The 21,598-nt window shown below is 42.0% G+C and carries 19 protein-coding genes; 8 read left to right on the forward strand and 11 right to left on the reverse strand.

What is annotated here, in order from left to right; translation table 11 throughout:
• Positions 1 to 60: 60 nt before the first annotated feature.
• Positions 61 to 3,012, reverse strand: coding sequence for a hypothetical protein (locus FSB76_RS25035; RefSeq protein WP_147058281.1), 2,952 nt, complete (start codon positions 3,010 to 3,012; stop codon positions 61 to 63).
• Positions 3,013 to 3,083: 71 nt separating this feature from the next.
• Positions 3,084 to 3,317: a hypothetical protein gene (locus tag FSB76_RS32555; RefSeq protein ID WP_147058284.1), complete on the reverse strand. Its 234-nt coding sequence runs from the start codon at positions 3,315 to 3,317 to the stop codon at positions 3,084 to 3,086.
• Between the two features lie 79 nt (positions 3,318 to 3,396).
• On the opposite strand from FSB76_RS32555, the gene FSB76_RS32560 reads away from it, so the two are divergent.
• A complete protein-coding gene (locus FSB76_RS32560; RefSeq protein ID WP_147058287.1) occupies positions 3,397 to 3,678 on the forward strand; it encodes a hypothetical protein in 282 nt (93 codons plus the stop codon).
• 513 nt (positions 3,679 to 4,191) lie between these two features.
• On the opposite strand, the gene FSB76_RS25050 is transcribed toward FSB76_RS32560, so the two are convergent.
• The 7 genes from FSB76_RS25050 to FSB76_RS25080 form a co-directional block, all read right to left on the reverse strand.
• On the reverse strand, positions 4,192 to 6,270 hold the full coding sequence (locus tag FSB76_RS25050) for a hypothetical protein (RefSeq protein ID WP_147058289.1): 2,079 nt from the start codon (positions 6,268 to 6,270) through the stop codon (positions 4,192 to 4,194).
• A 163-nt stretch (positions 6,271 to 6,433) separates the two neighbouring features.
• The gene (locus tag FSB76_RS25055) at positions 6,434 to 8,506 is read right to left on the reverse strand and encodes a hypothetical protein (RefSeq protein ID WP_147058292.1); all 2,073 of its coding nucleotides are present in this window, start codon (positions 8,504 to 8,506) and stop codon (positions 6,434 to 6,436) included.
• Between the two features lie 39 nt (positions 8,507 to 8,545).
• Positions 8,546 to 8,986, reverse strand: coding sequence for a hypothetical protein (locus FSB76_RS25060; RefSeq protein WP_147058294.1), 441 nt, complete (start codon positions 8,984 to 8,986; stop codon positions 8,546 to 8,548).
• Positions 8,987 to 9,089: 103 nt separating this feature from the next.
• Entirely contained in the window at positions 9,090 to 9,287 is a 198-nt protein-coding gene (locus FSB76_RS25065; RefSeq protein ID WP_147058296.1) for a hypothetical protein, read from the reverse strand.
• A complete protein-coding gene (locus tag FSB76_RS25070) occupies positions 9,230 to 9,937 on the reverse strand; it encodes a hypothetical protein (RefSeq protein WP_147058298.1) in 708 nt (235 codons plus the stop codon). The genes FSB76_RS25065 and FSB76_RS25070 overlap by 58 nt, the downstream gene beginning before the upstream one ends.
• A 107-nt stretch (positions 9,938 to 10,044) precedes the next feature.
• Complete coding sequence (locus FSB76_RS25075; RefSeq protein ID WP_147058300.1) at positions 10,045 to 11,334, reverse strand: PBSX family phage terminase large subunit; 1,290 nt, start codon at positions 11,332 to 11,334, stop codon at positions 10,045 to 10,047.
• Between the two features lie 69 nt (positions 11,335 to 11,403).
• Positions 11,404 to 11,850, reverse strand: coding sequence for a terminase small subunit (locus tag FSB76_RS25080; protein ID WP_147058302.1), 447 nt, complete (start codon positions 11,848 to 11,850; stop codon positions 11,404 to 11,406).
• A 257-nt stretch (positions 11,851 to 12,107) separates the two neighbouring features.
• Here FSB76_RS25080 and FSB76_RS25085 point away from each other — a divergent pair, with 257 nt between their 5' ends.
• From FSB76_RS25085 to FSB76_RS25110, 6 genes are all read left to right on the forward strand, one after another.
• On the forward strand, positions 12,108 to 12,611 hold the full coding sequence (locus FSB76_RS25085) for an antitoxin Xre/MbcA/ParS toxin-binding domain-containing protein (protein ID WP_147058304.1): 504 nt from the start codon (positions 12,108 to 12,110) through the stop codon (positions 12,609 to 12,611).
• 128 nt (positions 12,612 to 12,739) lie between these two features.
• The gene (locus FSB76_RS25090) at positions 12,740 to 13,204 is read left to right on the forward strand and encodes an RES family NAD+ phosphorylase (RefSeq protein ID WP_225976304.1); all 465 of its coding nucleotides are present in this window, start codon (positions 12,740 to 12,742) and stop codon (positions 13,202 to 13,204) included.
• Between the two features lie 65 nt (positions 13,205 to 13,269).
• Entirely contained in the window at positions 13,270 to 14,523 is a 1,254-nt protein-coding gene (locus FSB76_RS25095; RefSeq protein ID WP_147058306.1) for a BamA/TamA family outer membrane protein, read from the forward strand.
• Between the two features lie 229 nt (positions 14,524 to 14,752).
• Positions 14,753 to 15,346, forward strand: a complete 594-nt coding sequence (locus tag FSB76_RS25100; RefSeq protein ID WP_147058308.1) for a hypothetical protein — start codon at positions 14,753 to 14,755, stop codon at positions 15,344 to 15,346.
• 155 nt (positions 15,347 to 15,501) lie between these two features.
• Complete coding sequence (locus FSB76_RS25105) at positions 15,502 to 15,804, forward strand: RNA recognition motif domain-containing protein (RefSeq protein WP_090651108.1); 303 nt, start codon at positions 15,502 to 15,504, stop codon at positions 15,802 to 15,804.
• Between the two features lie 262 nt (positions 15,805 to 16,066).
• Positions 16,067 to 19,636, forward strand: a complete 3,570-nt coding sequence (locus FSB76_RS25110) for a T9SS type B sorting domain-containing protein (protein ID WP_147058310.1) — start codon at positions 16,067 to 16,069, stop codon at positions 19,634 to 19,636.
• Between the two features lie 67 nt (positions 19,637 to 19,703).
• Here FSB76_RS25110 and FSB76_RS25115 read toward each other — a convergent pair whose 3' ends face one another.
• Both FSB76_RS25115 and FSB76_RS25120 read right to left on the reverse strand, forming a co-directional pair.
• Positions 19,704 to 20,060: a hypothetical protein gene (locus tag FSB76_RS25115; RefSeq protein WP_147058312.1), complete on the reverse strand. Its 357-nt coding sequence runs from the start codon at positions 20,058 to 20,060 to the stop codon at positions 19,704 to 19,706.
• A 241-nt stretch (positions 20,061 to 20,301) separates the two neighbouring features.
• The gene (locus FSB76_RS25120; protein WP_147058314.1) at positions 20,302 to 20,817 is read right to left on the reverse strand and encodes a GNAT family N-acetyltransferase; all 516 of its coding nucleotides are present in this window, start codon (positions 20,815 to 20,817) and stop codon (positions 20,302 to 20,304) included.
• Between the two features lie 471 nt (positions 20,818 to 21,288).
• Between FSB76_RS25120 and FSB76_RS25125 the strand changes: the two genes are divergently transcribed.
• Positions 21,289 to 21,585, forward strand: coding sequence for a hypothetical protein (locus FSB76_RS25125; protein WP_147058316.1), 297 nt, complete (start codon positions 21,289 to 21,291; stop codon positions 21,583 to 21,585).
• Positions 21,586 to 21,598: the final 13 nt, after the last annotated feature.

Below are 21,598 nucleotides of genomic sequence, written 5' to 3' on the forward strand. Positions count from 1 at the left end.
TGTAGATAAATTGAATAATTAGATTTTGTAACCCCCCTTCAGGGGGCTGGGGGGCTTCGCCTACAGATTCACCCTATCCACCGTTTGTGCCAGGATGTTTTGCTGGTTGTTAACGTCTTTCACGTCCACATAAATAGGGGGGAAGTTGTTGATCATCTGGTAGGCTACCGTATTGGCCAGTTCTTTTACATCATTTACCGGTTGGTTATAATAGCGGTTGGCATTGCCGCCGTCGGTAAATATGCCGCCGATGGCGTAGCCGTTACCCGGATTTGGTGCCGAAAAATCGCGACCGCCGTGAGCTACGTTAATGGCGCTTACCAGGTTGCGGGCCCAGGGGTTGCGCATGGCTTCGGATACTACAACCGCCTCGCCCGAGCGCAGGTACGCGTTGGTATTATCGGTACGACTGTAGCCGGGTAATAATGCTCCCCGGCCATCAGATATGAACTGACCACCCCGTGCAAATTTTGGCGGCTTTTGCGATGCTATGGTGGCTATTTGGATAGCGGTCATGGCTACATCTGCTGCAATGAGCGGTATAGCAGCAGGCAGACCCGTTGTCGACAATGTTTTGGTAACACTCACGGCACCGTTAATAAGTGCCTGGGCTATTTGCAACTTTTGCTCGGCTTTAAAGGCTTTTACTTTTTCGTCGTTTTCTTTCTTTTTGTACTTGGCCTCGATGGCTGCTTTCTGGCTTTTGGTGAGGTTGGTGTTGCTTAACTCTTTAGCCTTATCACTTTCTAAAGCCTGTATTTTGGCTTCGCTGGATGATTTGATGCTGTTGCTGATGAGGGAGAAAGCTTTGGCAGATATTTGCTGGGCCATCTGTATCTCCTGATCCTGGCGTTGTTTTCGGCTTTGTTTATCCAAATCGGCAATGGCGTTATTTCGTTTGGTTTCAATTTTTAATATTTCTTCGCTATTGCCATTTGCTGCATCAATTTCATATTGGGCCTGGTCCCATATTAGTTTCTTTTGTGCAGCCAGTTTTGCTGATGGGCTATTGGCGTTATCAACTTTTGATTGATCGTCATCAATATTGTCCTGATCTTTTTTTAGCTTTTCTTTTTGTGCTGCTTCCTGGTCAATTTTGGCTATTTCCTTTTGGGTTTGGGTTTCAATTTCAGTTAGCTTTTCGCCATTTAGTTTAAAAAGTTCTTGTTTTGCCTTCAACTGTGTTTGCAATTCAGCCACATCAGCTTGCGGATTTGTTTTTTTAGCATCATCTATTTGCTTTTGGAGCTCTTGTTGTTGGGCGGCAATCTCCTTATTGTCTTTTGTTATTTGACTGGTGCTTTCATCTTTTTGCTGTTCAAGAATTTTCTTCTGTTTTTCGGCACCTTCTGCCATGCCTTTAATTTTAATATCTGCCAGCTCTTTTTCCGCCTGTTCTGTTTTGGCTTTGTCTTCATCGTTATATTTTTTTATGATAAGGCCCAAATTGCTATGGTATTCAATTTGTAAGTTTTTGCTCGCGGTATTATAAAGGGTTTGGTCAATTAGTTTATTTTTAAACAGTTCTTTAAGCTCATTTAATTGTTTATCGTAATGATCTTTTGCCGCCAATGTTTCATTGCCGTAAGCATCATAAGTCATTTGCAATTGATGGGTTATTGCAGCTTCGTTTAATTCCTTTGCTCTTTCGGTGGCACTTTTCTTGTCGGATTTTAGCTTATCATTTATTGCCTTTTGTTTATCTTGCCGTTGTTTGTCTTTTTCTGCTGCCTCGTCTTTAAGTTTTTGCAAATCGTCTACGTATTCTTTGGTTTGCTGTAGATCTTCCTTTCTTAGTTTTCGTTGGTTATCACTGGCTTTTTTTATGTCGTCAAATTGCTGCTGTTCAATTCTTCCTTTTTTTAAAAGCTCACCGGCGTATGCGACCCCGTTTTCTTTTAATCCTTTTATCTCATCGGCTCTTAAACTTTTGTCTATCCTTACCTTTTCTATGTTATTGGCCATTTCCCGATTGCTTAGTGCCTTATTCTGGTTATGATATTCGGCTTGTGCAAGCTGAAGGTCTTTTAAAGCTTTTTTTCTTTCGGCAGTGGTCAATTTTTGATTTGTTGCCTGCTCTTTTAAAAGGTCCATGTTGTCTTTAATTTTATCATTGGCAGCATCCTGTACCGATGTGTCGATTTTTAATTTTTCCTGTGCCTGTACAAGTTTATAAGCATCAACTGCGGCATCAGCCATTGTTGTTCCGAGTTTTTTTATGCTGTCGATAGGGTGGGCAATAAAATTTCCCAAATCTTTAAAGCTCGTCACCAAATTAAAAATTGTATCAGTGGCAATTTTTATAACCGCGCTGACCGATGCAAAGGCTCCATTAACAACATCCATAATGGGTTTCACGGTCTGTATCTTTTCTATAAGCGCCGCTACAACAATTAGGATAAGTCCAATCCCGGTTTCTGCCAGTGCTACTTTAAAAGTTCTAAATCCTCCGGCACCTTCCTCTACCCCTTTTTTTAAACCCGGAAACACATTTTTAAGAGCTTCGAGCCTGTCATTGTTAGATGCCATACTTTCCTTATAAGTTGTATAAGCCTGGTTGGCTTTTACAATGGCATCTTTAAATGGCGATATCACAGTTACTGCAGTTTTAAGGCTTTCTGTCAAGGGTTTGAAGTCGTCCGCAGATTTGCCAAGTATCTTTCCAAACGTTTCAGTGGATTGGGTTACTTTATCCACCCCGGTTTTTGCGTTTTCCCAGGCCTTTCCCCAAATCTCAGCTCTGTTCTGCGCTGCAGCAAATGCACGTTCCTGTTGGCCTAATACGGTGTTGAACGTGGTAAGGCTATTATTTGTATCGTCTATTTTTCCTTTGTACTTGTCAATTAAAAGAGTAATAGTATCAAAGTACTTCGTATTTGTTTTTCCGGCTTCTGTAAAATCGGCTTGCTGTTTTTTAAGATCGCCCCACTTTTGATAAAGGTTTTGTAAGGTGACATTTAAGGCATCGGCACTTGCCTGCGTTTGTTGAATCTGTTGTTTAAAATCGTCCATAAGTTTATATGATTAAAATGCCAATAGGCATAATTTAGTTTAAAAAAAACGGCCAAAACTGGCCGCCTGTTTTATTTCCTTTTTTTTACGATGCTGTCAAAGTTGAATTTGAATTCCGGACTTGAAAAAGGATGTCTGAAGTCATCGTTATAATCCGAAAAATCAATTTTTTCAAAACCACTCTTTACAAATGAACCGCTCACTAATACGGTATCGCCCGACTTCATTTCTTTTAATGAGTTTTTAATTGTAGCGTTGGTCATGTCTACCTGGCCATGTAATACGATTGTATTAAACTCGGGCATTTTTTCATTTAAAAACCTGTTTTTGGGTATAAGTACAGTTGTCTGTATATAATTTGGAGGTAAAACATCAACCTCAATTTTGAATACTACAGCATCCCAATTTTTTATTTGTGAATTTAAGGAGTCTGTTATAAAATTAATTATTTCGGCTTTTCCTTTTTTGATCGCTTCATCTTTTTTAATTTCATTATCTGATAACGTAGAAATCGAATCTGCATCATTAACTTTCTTAATTAATGATAACTCTGCAGCAGGCCGTTTATCAAGTGGTATATCCATTGATGCGGAGTTACATCCAAGAAAAAAGATAGATAGAAAAAGTAAATTAGATATTTTCGTAATTGTGTTAAAGCGGGGTTAATTTGATGTGTATTTAGGTTTTGCTAATTTTATTGGTAAAAATAATAAACAGAATTATTAGTTGCAAATTTACTTTATTGGTTATAGAAGAAAAAATAAAGCGGAACTGTTACGGTGAAAACAGCGGCCAGAAGCTGAATCGCATAAAAGTAATTTGTTTCAGATACCTGGTCGAATACTTTACTATTGAATTTGAAATCTCGGTCAGCTTGAAAACATCAACCATTAGCATAACGCAAAACGACGTACTGATATGACTCAATTATAAAAAAAACTATCTTAACATTTTCACTAACACTTACTCTGATTATCATGATAATATTAAAGTCATCGGTATTTTCCAGCGCCGATAAACTCACTCAATTTATAAATGAGAATAACATCAAAAAAGAAGATATTTTATCTATTACTAATATTTTTACAAACGTTAGTAGTGATCGGTATACGCTCTTTTTCTATTCAGATTCAGCGACTGAAATGATAACCCATGGGTGGTTCTCTTAAACGTAAGGCATCACCCCAGCTTCACCAACTCCACCTTAGTAGGCTGCCCTTTGCGCCAGCTGTCAATTTTATTGATGTAGTAGTAACAGCTATCCTGCTCCAGGTAAACGGGTATCAGCAAGTCAAGATCGAGGATGTCGCGCGGTGTAAGTAAAAAATAACGTATTACCTTTTTGGTTTGCTGTAGTATTTTTTCCAGTTCGGGATAATACAGGGTTTTTAAGCCCGGCAGCATTTTGCCCTGGCCGTAGCCCGGCATATCTGCGAAGCATAGGTTGTGTTCGCCGTCGGGCTTGTAAAAATACGGGGCCGATATAAAGTCGTTTACAAACATATCGTTGGCTGCATCGCCATCGGTAAATTTGATGGTTTTGCCTGTCAGCGGTACTTTATTATCTATCAATATCCGGGGTGTAACGCCGATGCTGAAACTGTTATCGTCGGATGTATCGTCAATCATTTTTATCTGGGCAACGGTGCCGCCAATATAAGGCCGGTTAAGGGTGGGGGCAAACTGGCTTTCAAACAAATCGGCAGTGGCCGGCAGGGTTTTATCGGCTACTTTTATCTGCGCGTCGGCAAAGCTTTTGGGCAGTACATTGTCGTCGGTTTTGTATTTCATGTTGTTTACCTGCGCGTAGCCACCCAGCTGGAAGCTTACGGTTTTACCCTGGTCGAGGCATTTGCTTGTCCAGTTTTTGGCGTTGGGGATATTGCCAACAATATCCTTAAACGAGGCAAAATTAATAGTGCGGGTGGTATTATCGGTTTGGCAAATAACGCCAAATCGTTGCAAGGTATCTTTCAGCAGGTCTTTCTGGCTGATATCCGGGAAAATACGTTCGCATTGAACATCCTGCCCGTAAAGTACCGTTTCATTTTGGGCTGTAATTGAAAACGTAGCCCCTGCGTAAATGGTAAAGCTGTAAGGAGCATCGCCATGGAAATCGTATTCTACCAATAACTGCTGGCCAACGCCCATTTCAATATCGGTAGCTTTTATTGCTGTGTTTAAATAGGTTTTGTGGGCTTGGATTGATCCGCCACTGCCGCTATCTCTTGGGGCGTCGTAACCGTCGTTAAAATCAAAAATAGTGGTTGCTAAATATTGCCTTGGCAAGCCTGGGGTATCCAAAACAATGCTGATATCTACACTGCTTTTATGATCGCCCGAGGCTCGTCCATATAAATAAAATTTCGGGATAGTGAGTGCAGCATCAACGGTGATAATTTCTTTTGCATTGTACCGGTTATTGGCATAATGGCTGTTAGGATCGGATTGGATATTGCTAAAGCCGATTTCGCCGCCAGGCTGTAAACCTGAATTTTTTGCCCTCGATACATTGATATTTAAACCATTATAAACAATACTGCCATTGGTGGCGGGTTGGTTTTGGTAATCGGCACCATGTACAAAATTATCGTTGCTGAACTGGGCAATAAGCAGCGGGTAAACCGGATTGCTTAATAGTGATCCTGTACCCTTATAGCCATTGGCCGCCAGCATTATATCAATAGCCGTTTTAATAAAAAAGCCTGGCCTTAGCTGCCGAACATTGATTTCGTTATCGTTGGTAACCTTGTAAACCAGGCTGCCATAATCAACAACAGGCCAAATCCAGCCATCTGTTTTTATTTGCGATTTTGCCACATTTTCCACCGTCCATTTGTGCTGATAGGGTTTAAATGGCTGCTTTACACCATAAGGGGTCGTGCTATCGCCCATATCGTACATTTTACCTTCAATAGCATCAAAAAAATCAACATTGCCGCTTAGTACGGTTATGCTGGCTGTATTTTGTTCGATGGTGTTTAGCTGGGCAATGCCGTAGGGCACAATCTCTAACCCGTCCTGTATAATGCGGGCATCGTAGTAACTGTAGGGCAGGGCGGTAGTAAAGGCCACATCATCCGGGAAACCCAATATTTGCCGGTTGCGCTGGGTAAGCGGCAGCTTAAATTGGTTGCTGGTATTGCCCTGCTGATTTTTTACCTCGGCCAGGTTGTTGATCTGGAAGGTAAGCGCGATAGGGCTATCGTCGCTCAGATCGGCCTGCTGGTTGTTTATATATAATTGTAAATCGTTCATCTTTATTAGTTCATTGGTTCACTGGTTCATTAGTTCATTGGTGCAAAGTTCATTAGTTCACTGGTAAACGCTGGCGTAATAACTGTTAGTTTTGATCCATTAGCCCCGCCTTGTGTAACCAGACAAGACCAATGAACTAATGAACCAGTGAACCAATGAACCCTCACTGCGTTTGTATATTGATAGATGGCATATTAAACGTGATGCTGAAGGGGGCCTGGCCGTTGCGGGTTTCGTACTCGCTGAAGGTGGCGGTGTTGATGACGATGGTTTGCCATTTTACCGGGTTTTTGTTGATTAGCATTTGTACTTTGGGCGAGTATTTGATGGATTGCAGGCCTTTAATATCAGCTACCGACAGGTCTTCGGCCATTATCTTCATTTTTTGACCTGCCGTTTTGCTTATCACTTCTTCAATGCCCTGCTGGTTTTCCCAATCGTGTACGTAGTTTTTAATGATGGTGGCGTTTTGTACATCGAGGCTAAGTTCCTGGTTAAAAACAAAACGGTAATAATTCCATGAACCGCTAAGCCCTATCCAGCGCAGGTAAACCGATTGGTCGTCAACCGCGTCATCTATCCTTATTGTTTGTGTTTGGGTAACGGTATGTGTACCATGCTCATCGTCATACTTAAGGGTAAGGTTAAAGTAAAACGCCTCGCGCGGGAAGCTATTATTAATCATCACCCGGTTTAAGCCCAACTGGCCGGGAACCGGAAAGCTTACCTGGTTTTGCCCGGCAATAAGGTATTTGCTGCCGTCCTGGTTTAGCAGCCAGGAGCCATCTTCGTTAAGCAGGCCGCTTACCTGCGTTGTGCCGGCAAGCGGATGGCGGTTAATATCCAGCAAGGTTATTTCGCAATATAACTGCCGGCCAAGCATCTCTTCGCTGTAAATAAAACCAATATCAAACGGGTAGCCTATGGAATAGGCTGGTTCGGCAAAGTCGGTTATCCAGCGCGCGCGTTGGGCGGGGTTAGTTACTTTGGCAAAGGGAACAAATGGGGCAAGGTTACCACCATATTGTTCGCCTAATTGCTTTGCAGCGTAAACCACATAATAAGGGTTCACAAGGTTTACATATTCCGAGGTATGGCCTTCGGTTGTGCCGTCGTCCCAGTGCTGGGCATATTGTATTTGGTAGCTGGCGCTCAGGTTATCGTCGCGGAAATTAGTTTGGGTATAATCGCTGTTATCTACGGGTAATAAAAGGCTTTGCAAAAAGTTGGATAAGTCGGCCTTTACCAGCCCCGTGCCGTCGGGCCTGTTGTTTGATGTGATGGTTTCCTGGCGGCCGGTGAGTTTATCTATATAGGTTATTTGGGTAATTACCTTGTAATAGGGCCGCAAATTGTTAATGTTGATAAAACCCGTTGCATCGCCAATAAATGGCGTTTTGATAACCAGCTGGTTATAAGTATAGGGTTTTACTATTTCATAAACACCCTGGTAAAAGCCGGCGTTGATGTAAACTTTATCGCCGGTTTTTACCAGGTAGTCACCGGCCAGGTTCGTGAGGTTTGTGTTTAACGTGATGCAGGCGTAACCCGCTTCGGAATTAACGGTAACGGCCGATACGCTAAAATCTTTACGCTGATAGGTGAACACCACGGGATTAAATGCCGCGTTCCAGCGGGAGGTATTGCCGCCGATGGTTACTGATGGATCATTAATCAGCAGGTCGGATAGGGTAGGGATATTTACTGAACCATTAGCCATACAGCCCAAACTGTTGGCATCTTTAACTGCTACCGAAAGCATGCCACCGCTGAGGTTTGAAAATGTGGGCGAAGCCTGCCACGTATCGCCAAAGTTGATACTGTATTCAATAGGGCCATAGGTTGACGATGCATTAACCGTAACCTGGGCATCGGCTGCCCCAGGCGCCGATTCGGGCTTATCTATGTGGATGAAATTAATCTTCAGATCGCAGGTGTTTACCGGTGGCTCCGGATCGGGAACGGTGCCCAACTGTGGCGTACTGAAAGTAACAAAGTAGCCGGTTATTTTATCGGCAATTAGTCCGCCAAATATTTTAATGCTTTGCCCGGGTACGGTTACCGACCTGGTAGATATGTTGCCGTTTATATTTTGGGTAAAGGTTACAACAACGTTATTGCCATTAACAGGCTGATTAGTTTCAGAATCTGTTAAAAAAATGTGTGCGTCGCCGTAAACCTGGTCGTCGCTGGGGCTGGTGGTGTTGGTAATGGTGATGTTTGCTACAATAGCCATATTTTTATTGTTTTGATTTTTAGGTGGTCATATGTCAGCTTAAAATGTATCGTAGTACATGGTTGGCAGGGTGATGGTTAATCCGACACCTGTAGTATTTACATCAAACTTATTGTATACAGGCAGGCATTTTGCTTTAATACCGGCCTTGACGCGGAAGTACCGGCCTTCGCCTTCGCGATACTTTGAAGCTTTTACTATAAACTGGTTGGCCATTTGCAGCGCCTGCTGCACATAGGTTTCGTTATCGGCAGTAAACTGCCCAAAATCGGTTTTGAACAAAAATTCCAGATAGATGGTAAAAGTGTTATCCACAGATCCGTTTACCTGCGGCGATACCTCGATGGGCTGCAGCGGATACATAAACACGCACGGAAAAATTTTATCATCTGCCAGGGTGTTCAATTCGTTTTGGGTACCGTAAGCAAATGTTGGGCTGCCGGTTAATGATTGTACTATGGTTTCTATTTGGTTACGCATGGAGGCAATTATTGAATTAGTGATTTAGTGAATTATTGATTTTAAAGTAATTTGCGAGTGAGATTATGTTAAACCAAAGAGCTTAAGACTCAAAACTCAGAACTTATGGCTCCCGACTAATATCCCCATATCTTTTCTGGTATTCTGCTTCGGTTTTGTTAAGCAGGAGTTTGGTGAGTACCCTTTCGTAGGGCATGTTCAGGATGATATCCCATTTGGTGATATCGCCGTCGGCAAGGGCATTTATGGTGTTGATATATTTAAACTTTTCGAACGATTGTATGCCAGCCCGTTTTTCCAAAATTGTTGCAGGCGATGCCAGTAGCTTGTTTTCGGTTTCGATAAGCTGGGATAAAAGATAAAAAAATGTTTGGCTATGGGCAGTGCCTCCGTTACCCGCATGTTTTTTATATGGTTACTAAATTCTTCGGCCTGGTATTCGTTGTATGGTTTGCTTGTTGCCCGGCAGTAAAAATAATGGGCCAATACCTGGCAACAGGCATTTAGTGATGGGTTAAAATTTTCTTTCCAGTTCTCTTCGCCAAATTGTTTAATGTGGGCATTTACCTCATCGGCAATAATCTCCCGTGCGGCCATAAAAGCGCCTGCGGGCTCAACCGATAGGTTATCCAACACCTTTACCGTTTTTGGCCGGCTTTCCCCGGGCATCAAAAAACTCACCTGTTTGGGGATTTCGTCGCTGTTGTACAGGTATTTGATCTGGTAAGCCAGTGCCAGTACGCTATCGGCAAAAACAAGAAAATCGTTAGCATCTTTTACCTGCTGAAGTTCCTGAACAGCAATGCCTGATAAAATGCTGATGGCTTCAATGTCGTTTAAATTTGGTTTGGCCTGCATCGCCATCATTTGCCCAAGTGTAACATCGCTTAGCTGCGTGGGTATTTTGATTTGCAGTTTGCCAGTGGTTGTTTTTAATGTTTTGTCTATCATAATGAGCCCCCCAGCCCCCTGAAGGGGGAGTTTTTGATTGGTTTGGTTTACAGGGATAGTGTTACCGGTTAGCCCCGCCCCCTGAAGGGGAAGTTTTTAATAGGTAATTAAAAACGAGAGCCGATTAGTTCATCAAACATGCTGCGGCCGTTTGTTTTTGGATTAAATGGCAGCCGGGATTTTAGTTTGGTGTCGCGATTTATTGTCAGTTTATTTAAAGCCACATACCTTAGCGCATCTATGAGGTGGTTGTATGAATCTACAGCTTCGTTAATGGTTTTGCCGCTGCGGTCAACCCGCCATTTATAGCGGTCGAGCTCCTTGCGCAGGTTAACGCTGGCGCGGGTTACGTTTATTTTATACCTTTTGAGTATATCAATAGAGTTGTTAATGCTATCGGCGCCTTTTTTTGCCCCGGTAATGTACCAGCCCATGCGTTTAAATTCTTCTATCGATTTAGGCTCAGCGCTATCGGCAATAATCTCGGTTTTAAGGCTCACGCCTTCGGCTTTTAGCCTCGTGGCTATATCGGTATTGGTGAGCCCGGTTTGGTATATCAGTTCGTGTATCCATAGCTCGCCGTTTTGCTGATATACCTGCAGGCAGGCTGTAGGATCGTTGGTAAAACCAAAATCCAAACCGGTGGCAATTAGCCTGGCTTCGGCTGGAATTTGTTCGCAAACATACCAATTAGGGAATATGAGGCCGGATATTTTACCGGTAAGGCCACGGGCATACACCTTCCATAATTCGATATCGTCGGTTTTCAGCGATTCTATTTTAGCCCTTACGGCATCATCCAAAAAGGGGTTATGCCTGTGATCGGATATGATGGTTTGCACGCCCGGCCTGCCTATTACCTGCTCATGAACCCAAAAGGTGCTGTTGGGGTTATAATCTATATAAATACGCTTACGGGTGCGCAGAGCCAGTTCGGTATAGATAGCATAGCTTATACCGTTGGCTTCGTTTATAAACAGGTAATCGCGCTTGCCCGATTTTGCATCCTGCGGATCGGCATAGCTTTTAAATTCGATTATGGTACCGTTATGAAACTCAAATATCCGGTCGCTTTTATTGTAGCTTTTTACCGCTGTTTGTAATACGGCCGAACTATTGTAAATACTTAACGCATCGCGCAACACGCCTGCTTTTAAATTTGGAATATCCTGGCCCACTATGGTTATAACTTGCTTGGGTGCCTGGCAGGCTATGCAGAACAGCACCTGCCCAATGGCATACGTTTTGCCCGAGCTTGTACCTCCCTGGTTAACCACAACATGGGCATCGGTATTATAATTTTGCCCAAACAGGATAGATACTTCAAATCTGGGGTCGGTTAATTGGTCATTTGCTTCGCTGTCATTGGTCATTGGGTCATTTCGCTTCGCTGTCATTAGGTCATTGGGGTTGAGGTATCCATTTTCAAATTCTCAAATCTTCAAATTTTCAAATTCTCACAGTTTTCAAATCAAAACATCCACTTCCTTTTCGGTAGATGCGGGTTTGGGACCTGTGCTGGTTATTTCAACTTTGAGGGTTTTGTGTGATTCGGTTAGTGTTTTGGTTGCTTCGGGCTTGTCAGTCCATCCCATACTTTTTAAGGCAAATATGGCGCCTGTGGGCTTTTCGAACAAAAGTTGTTCGTAGGCTGCCTCTATTCTAAAACGGGCATATCGGAGTGGCTTTCGGTGACTTCGTTTTTTTTCATGATCTTCAAAATCAGCAATATTTTTAAAGTTCAGAAACAACGCCAGACCGCGAATTGTGGGTATCTCCGGTTCGCGGATCCAGTTTTTTTTCGATCCGGTTGTTGATGTATCCGGCGATGGTTCACCTTTAACATATTCAAAATAGTCATTCACCATCTGCATCCTCCGGGCTGCAGGTGCATATTTAAAAGAAGTTTTCATGTTTTATGTTTAAAATGCCGATTGGCATAAAGTAGAATCAAATGTAAAGATTATTTTTTAATTATGCTAATTTTTTTGGTAAAATAATTCGTTCATTGGTTCACTTGTTCATTAGTTCATTGGTCTTGTCTGGTTGGATTACCAGGTAGGAGCATTCTGTAAAAAAATAATCGCGCACTGTGTCCGCTATGCCCGCGTTCCAATGAATCAATGAACTAAATATTTTCTTTTTAAAAAGAAAATATTTACATTTGTGTATGAAATCAGTAAAAGGGCAATATACCACAACAACGGGCGAGCAGGCGCCTTCAAAACCGTATGTAATACCTGAGCATGATGCATCGGCATTTATGTTACATGATTTGTTTGTGCCCTACGAAACTTATTTTAAATCGCCGCTGGCCAAGCTTGGTGCTATAAAACACGGCTTGCAATCTGCCGCCATTACCGATTTAATTCGTGTTACGGGTGCTACGCAAATTGATGTTGCCAAATGGCTTGATATCACCGAGCCAACCCTGCGTAAACACATCCAGGGTTCACGAGGTTTAAACCAGGGCCTGAGTGAGCACATCATCCAGCTTTTTGAACTTTTTAATAAAGGCCTTGATACCTTTGGTACGCTTGATGAATTTAAAAGCTGGTTAAAACATTATAACCCCGGCATTGATGCCATTCCCTTTGATTTGCTTGATACCATCACCGGCATAAACATTGTAATAGCCCAGCTTGTTCGTATTGATTACGGGGTACTCGCTTAGTTATTGAATGAATTATTGAATTATTGATTGTGAACAGTTGTTCCAAATTCAGATGATTGCACCAATAATTCAACATTCAGGACTTTTTAAATCAATAATTCAGTAAATCGATAATTCAATAATTAAACTTGCTCACCTACCGCATAAGCCAAACCAAATATGCCCATGACCGTAAAGGTTCGGGTATCGACGGGAGATGGAACTCGCTGGGGCAGTATGTAATTTACACCGGTGGCTCGCTTGCGCTTTTCTGTTTGGAGAAACTTGCCCATTCGGTGGGGACATCATTGCAGAGCGGCGATTTTTCGGTGATCATTATTGAGGTTCCGGATAAGTTGGCTATCACCGAAATAACGATTGAGCAACTTAACAACCTTAACCCACAATGGGCTAAGGTGATCAATTATCCCATTACCCAACAGTTGGGCGATGAATGGCTGCATAAAATGGAAACTGCGATTTTAAAAGTGCCATCGGCAATTATTGACCTGGAATATAATTACCTGCTTAACCCGGCCCATCCGGATTTCGAAAAAATTAAAATTCGTAGCGTAAGCAAATTTACCTTCGATCCGCGGTTAAAGGCGCAATAGGCAGTTGTAAGTAACATAATTATGCTATACTTGCAATTTTACCGAACTTTAAAATGCCAATAATAATGCCTGGCAAAAAAATATTCAGTTTTAGTTTTGCCCTTATTGCCCTGTTATTCAGTTGCACGGTATTGCATGCGCAGGATAAAAAATATATACCGCTTGGTCACTCCAAACTTAAGGATACTATTGTTGCTGCCCCGGCCGATACGGCGAATGAAAAAGACATTATTGATGTTATCAGTTCGGTTTTTGTTAAGGCTGATAAAAATGCAAAGGTCGATTCTATCGGCACAAAGCCGGTTATTTCCATTTTACCGGCTTTTGGTTATACTTTGCAAACATCACTGGCGGCTACCATATCCGGTAATATCGCTTTCCGCACAGCTTTAAAAGCCCGTATATCTACAATAACCGTAAACCCTGCCTATACCGAAAAGAAACAAATTATCATCCCGCTGCTGGCCAGTATCTGGACAAGGGACAATCAATTTAATATCATCAGCGATTTAAGGTATTTTAAATACCCGCAGAGCACCTTTGGCCTTGGCAGTCACTCTAATATCGCCAACGAAAATCCGCTCGATTACTCTTTTTTCAGGATTAATGAAACGGTGTTACGAAACGTTGGCGGGAATTTTTTTGCCGGCCTGGGCTATATTTTTGACGACCGCTGGAATATGCAGGAAAAAGGCCAGCTAAACGGTGGTGTGTCTGATTACGAAAAATACGGGCCCATAAAGCGTGCTATATCAACCGGCCTCACCGTTAATGCATTATTTGACAGCCGCGACAATTCTATAAACCCCGCGCGCGGTTTTTATACAGCAATAACCTACCGGGATAACTTTACATTTTTAGGTAGCACAACACCCTGGCGTTCGCTTATTATTGATATCAGGAAATACTACCATTTGCCAGGTAACTCAGATAACGTTTTTGCCATATGGTCATACAACTGGCTTATACTTAACGGTCGCCCTGCTTACCTCGATTTGCCATCTACGGCTAACGATCAAAATTTCACAACCGGGCGGGGCTATATCCAGGGGCGTTTTCGTGGCGCCCAGATGATGTATCTTGAGGGGGAGTACCGCTTTAAAATTACCCGCAATGGTTTGTTGGGTGGGGTAATGTTTGTAAATGGCCAATCGTTTTCGGCAGCACCGGGCAGTGGTTTGCAGGCTGTACAGCCTGGCTACGGGCCGGGCCTTCGCATTAAACTTAATAAAGTATCAAAAACAAATATAGCCATTGACTACGGCTTTGGCCGACAGGGCTCCAGGGGATTGTTCATTAACGTGGGCGAAGTTTTTTAGGTATGTAAAAAGTAACCGGATAAAGGGTGCAAATCGTGTTTCGGAGAGGTTGTTAATTAATTATATTTTTTGACTAACGGGGGATATTTTTAATAATATCCCGAACAATAATAAGGCAACGTTGTTTATTTATCATAAGTGCGTTAAAAAAAGTTAAATATTTACTGAATTAATTTGTATTGATAAAATTTTAGAATTTTTATTGTTAGCTTTAACCATCAATTAGCCTATGAACGGTATCCGGTTTACTAAATGGTTTGCGATATATGCCTTGCTCATTTCGGTGGTGGTTTCATCATGCCAGAAAGATGAGAGTGTTAAGGATATGGAGACCACTAAGCCGGTAACTGCAGCTGATAGTACTGCCTTAGGTATTATTAATACTCCCGGTAATTTTTTAGCTGGTAAAGGTGTGTTAAAAATAACTATCGAAGACTCTACCTACACTTTTGACGCCGGTACCGATTCAATAGCATTCATTAACGTTCATAACAGCGATAACAAATATTTTGGCATTACGGCCATTAATAAAGCCCATACCATGAGCTTTGGTATAAGCTCGGAAGGTCTTGCATCGGCCAGTATTAACAGCAAGGTTGCCGGCAGCCAGTTTTTATTTACCGTTGATGAGAAAAAACCACTGCTGCAATACACGCTGACTAAGTTTGTTGGCAAGGACGACTCGGGCAAAATCACCATTGATAAATACAACAAAGATAATATGATAGCAAAAGGTACATTTTTTACCTTTTTAGCTAAAGACGATAAAGAAAACTCTCCATTTTATCGTGTAGAAGGCAGTTTTGAGCTTCAGTTGAAATAAATATCATTCGGTTTAACAGCAGTTATTTATATTGTAAGCCAGTATTATTTGCGTAATTTAAAGGTAAAAAAGCCGTTGCAACTAAGCTATTTACAACGGCGACAGCTAAAATTCCCCTTATTTTTTGTACCTTTATACAAATTTTAAAGACATTGATGAAAGTATTTATTGCAGGGCTTCCTTTAGAAGTAGATGAGGCCGAATTAACAGCAGTTTTTGGTGATTTTGGGCCGGTTAAGTCCCTCAGAATCATTAAAGACCGCGAAACAAAAGAGAGTAAGGGTTTTGGGTTTGTAGAGATGGTGAACGATAACGAAGCGAAGGAAGCGATAAGGTGTATGAATGGCGCAAGTTATTATGGACGCAGGATTACGGTTAACATAGCCGAAGATAAGGGTCCTGGTTTTAACGGCGGTGGCAACACCGGCGGTGGTAAAGGCGGTTTCAGACGCAACTAAGAGCTTTAAAATTTATTCTTTTTTAAAATATAAGCCGGGCATTGCCTGGCTTTTTTATTGGGGTTATTTCCCGTTGCGCTACAATTTTAAATGATTATGCCGGCTATTAGTATTTTCGAAATAAATGTATAAATTAGTTTATGATTATGTGGCTTTATAAAGCCATATACTTTATACTGATATGCCCAAACCTGCATCTGTTTTCTGCAATTTGTGAAGAATAAAAACGTGCAATGGTTGGTTTGTAATTTAACCTAAGCAAGTGCGCGCATCTGTAAAAATCGGGGTATTCTTTCTGCTTTGGCTGGCGGCTTTAACTGTTTTTGGGCAGGCGCCCGTAATTACTTATACAACACCAAACGTTTATAAAGTTGGCACAGGCATACCAGCATTAAATCCGACTAATACCGGCGGCCCGGTGCCGGCAACGGTTTATGGACAGACAGATGTATTTGCGGGCACCGGTTTACACGGAACACAAAATGGCAACATAAACCAGGCGCAGTTTACGGAGCCGTATGGGATGACGATTGACGCCGCGGGCAATATTTACCTTGCCGATGCAGATAACTACCGCATCCGGATGATAACGGCCGCCGGGCAGGTATCAACACTTGCCCCGGACGGGATTCCAGGCGGCCCCAATTTTGCTTCCCCCAAATTTAACCTGCCACATGGGGTGGTGAGGGATGCTGCAGGGAACCTGTTTGTAGCCAATTATAATAACCACAATATATTAAAAATTGTGCCTGATGGCACAATTACCGTATTTGCAGGTGGCTTATTAATTGGTACGCCGTTGGATGGACAAGGTACGGCTGCCAGTATTATTAACCCTAATGCAATAGCGATTGACGCCGCCGGTACCTTGTATGTATCTGATGGGAATAACCTTATCCGCAAAATTTCTCCTACTGGCTATGTATACACATTTGTTGGCAGCGGGGCAGCAGCCACAGTTGATGGTAAATACAATACCGCCAGTTTTAACCAGCCTGCCGGTATGGTTGTTGATGCCGCAGGTAATATTTATGTGGCCGAGCAAAAAGGGAATGTGATCAGAAAAGTAACGCCATTTGGTGATGTAACTACTATAGCAGGCAGCGGGCAATTTGGTGCAAATGATGGCACGGGCTCGGCAGCAAGTTTTGCTTCGCCTACCGGTATCACTATTGATAAATCCGGAAATTTATATGTAACCGATTGGGGTAACGGCAAAATAAGAAGAATATCTCCGGATAACGTTGTTACCACTATAGCAGGCGGCGGGCCACAAGGCACAAATAGCGGGGTAGGCAGCCAGGTTTATTTTAATCTTCCGGCGGGTATTATTTTGGATAACGAGGGCAACTTACTGGTATCTGAACTCAATGGCAATATTATCAAAAAGGTTATTGCTACGGGTTATACTATTGATAAAGCCCTGCCGCCCGGTTTAGTATTTGATCCTAAAACAGGTATTATAACCGGAACGCCAACGGTTATATGGCCGGCTACTGATTATGTGGTTACTGCTTACAATGCAGGAGGTAGCAGTAGCTTTACTGTGAATATAAAAGTTGCAGAGTTTGTAGGCAATGTTTCGGCATCGGCTGTAACAGGAAATATAAGTAATTGTGAAAATGGCGGTGCCACCTCATATCAGCAATTTACCGCATCGGGTGTTCAATTGTCCGAAAATATAAAAGTTGCAGCGCCTGCAGGTTTCCTGGTGTCGGCAAGTCCGGCCCTGGGCTATAATAAATTGCTTTACCTTGCCTTAAATGGCGATAAAGTGAATCCGGTTAAGGTTTATATAAAACTTGAAGACAACGCCATAGCTGGTAACTATGCAGACAACGTAATTTTATCGTCGGCCGGCGCCGCTGATGTTTTAGTACCGGTGAACAGTTCTGTGCTTAAAATACCAGTGGTAAATGCTGTGCCCAACCCCGGCGCTTATTGTAATGGAGAGGTAATTACTCCTATTATTTTTTCGGGGACTGCTGATAGTTACAGCTGGACAAACAGTAGCACAGGCATTGGGCTTGCAGCAAATGGAACAGGAACTATCTCATTCGCTGCTCAAAACAATAGCGCTATTCCTATTACCTCAACTATTACTGTTACGCCTACTTCTTCGTTGGGTGTGTGCCCGGGTGTGCCGGTTACTTTTGTAATAACGGTTAATCCGTCGGTGGCGCCAACGATAAGCATACGGCAGGTAAATGTTACATGCCCTGGGCAGTCAGTGTCATTTAGTGCTACAGTAACTAATACGGGCGTTAGTCCTAAATATCAATGGCAGGTAAACGGTAGTAATGCTGGCTTAAATAACGCTGTTTTCACCAGCAATGCTTTACAGGCCAACGACGCGATTACCTGTATAGTTACAAATACCAGTATACCTTGCAGCACGCCGACCATATCAAACACTCTTAAGGTGATTTACAGACCGGACGAAGCCCCGCCAACCGTACGAATTGATAAGGTTGGCGACGTTAGTGTTTGCGCAGGCAGCGATTTTTTATTTACAGCAATTACCGTAAACGAAGGTGTTAATCCAACTTATCAATGGCTGTTAAACGGCCTGCCGGTTACAAATAGCACCGGGAAAACCTACAGCAGCAACACATTTGTAAACGGCGACAGGATAACCTGTGCAGTTATCAACAATGATGGCTGCAATCCAATTATTTCTCCCATATCTTTACCGGCGAATATTATTATTACACCGTTACAAACAAGCAGTGTAACTATCAATACATCGGTTGCCATGCCAATATGCGCGGCAATGCCGGTTACATTTACACCGTTACCGGCCAATTATCAAACATCAGAGGGTTTACCAACCTATGTCTGGTATTTGAACGGCGTGCAGGTTGGCAGTAATAATACCTACACCCCTAATGCCCTTGCCAATGGCGACGAAGTATATTGTCTTATGACTACTTATGGTAAATGTGTAGCTCCCACACCTGTTCAATCAAACACAATTAAAGTGTTGTTAAAGCCGGTTGTTTCTCCAACGGTTAGCATTAGTCCAAATGGGGCAGTTAGTTCGTGTTCCGGTGCTGCGCTTTCTTTTACGGCCACCACTACAAACGCAGGCAGTAGCCCTACTTACCGGTGGATGGTAAACGGACAGCAAATTAATAATCAGGGAAGTGTTTTTGCTGCAAGTACACTGTCGGATGGCGATAAAGTTACCTGTATAGTAATTAATAATGATGGATGCATACCGGCTTCCTCGCCGGTATCTGAAACTGCTGATATTATTGCTACGCCAATACAGGTAAGTACGGTAACTATTTCGGCTTCTGTAACCATGCCTGTATGTGCCGGAAACGAAATAACCTTTACACCTATACCCTTAAACTACCAAACATCTGCAGGTGCGCCAACTTACATTTGGTATGTTAATGGCACGATGGTAAGTGTTAACGATACTTATACTACCAAAACCTTAGCCGGTGGCGACCAGGTTTATTGCCTTATGACAACCTACGGCAAGTGTGTGGCACCCACACCGGCACAATCAAATATTATCAATATAAGCCTTTCGCCAGAAAGTGGTTGTATAACACCACCAATAGTTATACCCAATGCTTTTACGCCCAATGGCGATGGCTATAATGATACCTGGAACATACCGGCCCTGGCAAATTATCCCGGTTGTATAGTAAGTGTATTTAACCGTTATGGAGTTTCGGTATTCAGATCGGTAAATTATACAAAAGCATGGAACGGGAACTACAATAGCAACGCGCTACCGTCCGGAACGTATTACTACATCATTGATCCTAAAAACGGGCAAGCAAAATTATCTGGTTACGTAGCTGTTATAAAATAACGGCTACGTAAAATACACAAAACCAAGCCCGCCCGGAGCAAGTTGCTTTTATGTTGATAGCGGCCGGTTAAAAAACTTGTGATAACTCAACGCCATCTGTATTGAATTTACTCAATAAGCTGTCGAGTTTGCTATTTAACTCGTTTAAATGAATTTTACCCTCATTAAAGGCTTGGGTTAATTGCGCTATTTCAAGCTCAATTTCTGGCAAAGCTGTTGTTTTGCTTTCAATTTTTTCACGCCGTAGTTGCTGCTTTGTTTCTAGCGCGTTAATTTTATATTCTGCGGTTGTGAGCAGGTAAAGCTGTTGCACATCATCTGAATAGATGTTGTTACTTACCTTGCTACTTTGTTGCTTGTTAAGCATAACTAAAATAATTGCGGCAACGATACCACTAATTAAAAGTGACATTACAGGATCCATCTTTATTCTTCTCTCTTTCGTTTATAATTTAGTTTGCACAGTTTTGGAGTATTAGCTGTGGCATTGGCTGAAATAAATATATGGTTATTGTATATGAATGTTTAGTATGTGTTAATAAATCGGTCAATTGTTAATAACTATTGTATGAATCAATGTTATTAAGGGATTTATAGGCTAAAAACGTTATATATTTTGGTGTTTGTAAGTTGTTGTATAAAAAACAGGCAATAATTGCGGACTATCACCTGATGTGCTGATCGAGCCGTTTTTCGTAACAATAAAATCTGAGGCCGGGCCTGAAATTCAGGCCAATCTCTCCTGCAAAAACATACCCCATTTTAGGAAATAGCTTTTGAGTGGCCTTATTATGGGTATTAGTATCAATCCTGAGCGTTTTTATGCCACGCCGGGCAGCCTCAAATTCGGCTTGCTTCAATAATGCGGCAGCTATGCCAAGACCTCGATAATTCGGGCTCACCGCCAGCCGATGTGTAACAATGGCCTCCTCGTTAATATCCCAACCTACTTGTGTGTATTCTGCCTCCTGCTTGGTTGTTATAGCGGCAACGCCCGCAACCAAGCCATTTATTTCGGCTACCCAAAGGTAGCCAAGGTCGACATCATTTTTAAAAACGCTTGTGTTGGGATAGGTGCTATCCCATTGTAGGTTGCCAGAGGCAATCATTTCGGGTATAAGCGCTGCTATAACTTCCATTATAAAAGGGATATCATTTAATGTAGCGAGCCTGATAAGCATATATTGAAATTAGCGATAATGATTAAATGTCGAAATTAAAATTAATCTGCTGACAGCTTACACTGTGCAGGAAATTTAAAGATGAGAAATACCGGGCAGATAAATTCTTTTTGTTACTTAGAAACTGTACGATGCCTTATAAGCAGATGTTTTGTTTGTAACTGCGCCACAATAAGGCAAACTAAAAAAGCCAACATCCCGTAAAAAAGGATATTTTGCAAGGCATTGCCAACGCTAAGTTGCTGGGCGATAAATTGTGCTACCTGGCTTGCCATGTTTTTTATTTACGTTAGTAAACGAAACACTTATTAAAGTGTTTTACAACATTTAGGAATATAATAACGCTGAAATTTATGTTTTGGTACAGATACCACTGCAATATAAATTAAATACGGTGCAGGGGAGTCGCCCGATTGTTTATACCTTTGCTAAGGCATACAAACAACGGGTTATAAAGTTAAATAATAAATTATGATTCCCGAAGAGTTTTTGAAACAAATAAAAAAGGAATCGGCTGATATTGAGGCTTTAACTAAGCGAAATTATTTTATTCATCTTAGTAAACTGTTTAAAATGATAGCTTATGATGGCGATCGTTTAAATAAAAAGCATAACCTCATGATTACTCCTTATCTGCAATATTTGAGTAACACCGCCCGGAATGACTTCAGGGAAGATATGTCTCAGCCCGAAATTGACGAACTTCTTGAAAGTATAAAAACCGAGCTCGATTGTATCATATTCAGGATGAGTCCGACAATCTCTTAAAAGCAGTATCTGC

Source organism: Mucilaginibacter ginsenosidivorax (assembly GCF_007971525.1).
In the GTDB taxonomy this organism is placed as follows: Bacteria; Bacteroidota; Bacteroidia; order Sphingobacteriales; family Sphingobacteriaceae; genus Mucilaginibacter; species Mucilaginibacter ginsenosidivorax.